This is a genomic window from Frankia sp. CoWAU3 (genome assembly GCF_977971855.1).
The window spans coordinates 1-2,183 of sequence record NZ_CDWWXB010000122.1; the positions used below are offsets into that span (position 1 = coordinate 1).

2 protein-coding genes are annotated in these 2,183 nt (G+C 68.1%); both read left to right on the top strand.

Features of this window, described 5'->3' with window-relative positions; all coding sequences use genetic code 11:
• Nucleotides 1–248 precede the first annotated feature (248 nt).
• A complete protein-coding gene (locus AC08ON_RS11845) occupies nt 249–1,781 on the top strand; it encodes an alpha,alpha-trehalose-phosphate synthase (UDP-forming) (protein WP_476608273.1) in 1,533 nt (510 codons plus the stop codon).
• Between the two features lie 169 nt (nt 1,782–1,950).
• Entirely contained in the window at nt 1,951–2,145 is a 195-nt protein-coding gene (locus AC08ON_RS11850) for a hypothetical protein (protein WP_476608274.1), read from the top strand.
• The last annotated feature ends 38 nt before the right edge of the window (nt 2,146–2,183 follow it).

Here is a 2,183-nt window from a genome sequence, read left to right on the forward strand (position 1 = left end):
CCGGAAGGCTGACTGTCGTGCAGGCGAGTACTCACAGAGCCAGGTCAGACCGTCCTGAACCAGCCACCGGCCTGCTCAACGGACTCCAAAGATCAACTTATCTAGGAAACTCCCGCTAGCCGCGTTGCAACGCGGTGCATCCGAAAGCCGGGCTTACTACAGTCCGGATTGTCCCCGTGCGCTCGGGCGCTCGGGTTCAGCGGTGCCGGACGCCGAGTACCGCCCGTGACCAGGAGGCCGCATCCGCCGTGTCGGACTTCAACCCGCTCGACCTGTCGCTCGACCTGCCGCTCGTGCTGCTGTCCAATCGCGGTCCGGTCAGGTTCGACCGGGACGCCACCGGTCGTACCGTCACCAGGGGGGCGGGCGGCCTCGTCTCGGCCCTGTCCGGACTCGCCGAGCATCTCGACGACGCGGTGTGGGTGTGCGGCGCAGCCAGCGAGGAGGACGTCGCCGTCGCGGGGGAGAGTGCCGGGAGCTCCATCCTCGTCCAGACCTATCCCTCGCCCCGGCTCGTGGAGGGTGACCCGGACGGCCCCGCCATCCGGGTCCGGCTCGTCGTTACCGATCCGACCGCCTACGCCGACTTCTACAGCGTGTGGTCCAACCCGGTCCTGTGGTTCATCCAGCACGGCCTCTACGGCCGGTCGCTGTCACCGGTGTTCACCCGGGCCGAGCACGACGCCTTCGAGAACGGCTACGCGGCGGTCAACCGGGCCTACGCCGACGCGGTGGTTGACGAGGTGCGCGCGCGGGGTGGCAAGGCGCTCGTCCTGCTGCAGGACTACCACTTCTACCTCGTGGCTGACTGGGTGCGGGAGCAGTGCCCGGATGCGGTGCTCACGCATTTCATCCACATTCCCTGGCCAGGGCCGGACGAGTGGCGCATCCTGCCCGCCGACATCCGGGAGCGGCTACTGCGCGGGCTGCTCGGTAGTGATGTGGTCGGTTTCCATACCCGGCGCTACGCCCGCAACTTCGTCCTGTGCGCCCAGGAGCTGCTCGGCCTGCCGATCGACCTGGAGCAGCTGACAGTGACGGTGGCGGACCGGGTGGTCCGCGCCCGGTACCACCCGATCTCGGTCGACCCGGCGGCGCTGGACGCTACGCAGGCCTCCGAGGAGGTGGCGGCGCATGTGGCGATGCTGCGCTACATCTTCCTCGACGATGACCGTCAGCTCATCCTGCGGGTGGACCGCACCGACCCCAGCAAGAACGTCGTGCGTGGCTTTCTGGCCTTCGGCACCCTACTCGATCAGCACCCGGAGCTGGTGGGCAAGGTCAGCTTCCTGGCGCTGCTGCAGCCCAGCCGCACCGACGTGCCGGAGTACGCCGACTACATCGCCCTGATCGGCGCGGTCGTCGCGGAGATCAACGCCCGGCATACCAAGGAGGGGCGCCAGCCGATCGACCTGCGGATGGTCGAGGACTTCCCGCTCGCCGTGGCGGCCTACTCCATCTGTGACGTTCTGATCGTCAACGCGATCGCCGACGGGATGAACCTGGTCGCGAAGGAGGTCGCGGTCGTCAACCGGCGTGGCGGCGTGCTGGCGCTGTCGGAGATGGCCGGGGCGCACGAGGAGCTGGGCGAGTTCGCCGTTACCCTGCACCCCTTCGACGTGCAGCAGATGGCCGACGCCCTGTACACCGCGCTGACGATGCCGATGGAGGAGCGCCATCGCCGGCTCACCGCGGCCGCCAGACAGGTCCGCACCCACGACGTGCGGCGCTGGCTCGACGACCAGTTGGTGGACTTGCGGCGGGTCGCCGGATTCGGGTGACCGGGCTCCCGGCGCGGGAAGGGAATGGCAAGATCGGGCAGAATGGCGAGATTGGGCAAAGGTACATCGCCATCCGGGATCGGACATGCCGATCGCGGGTAGTCTCGCACCGGAAAACGATGTGCATCGGGTCGCCGGGCGGCCCCGATGAGGACGGACGGGAGTGGACGTGGCTAGTGAGACCGGTCACCACAAGGCCAACACGGGTTCGTGGGCCGCGGTACTTCTGATCATCGTAGGCTTTGTTGCCGGGACGTTCGCCCTCCCGCTCGCCTCGGTGCCGTTGTGGATCGCGGCTGGCGCACTGCTGGTCGTTGGCGGCGTCTTCGCCCTCGCATCCAAGATCATGGAGCAGGCCTACTGAGCGCAGTGCCGATCTGGTTCACGAGGCCTGGCGCGGCA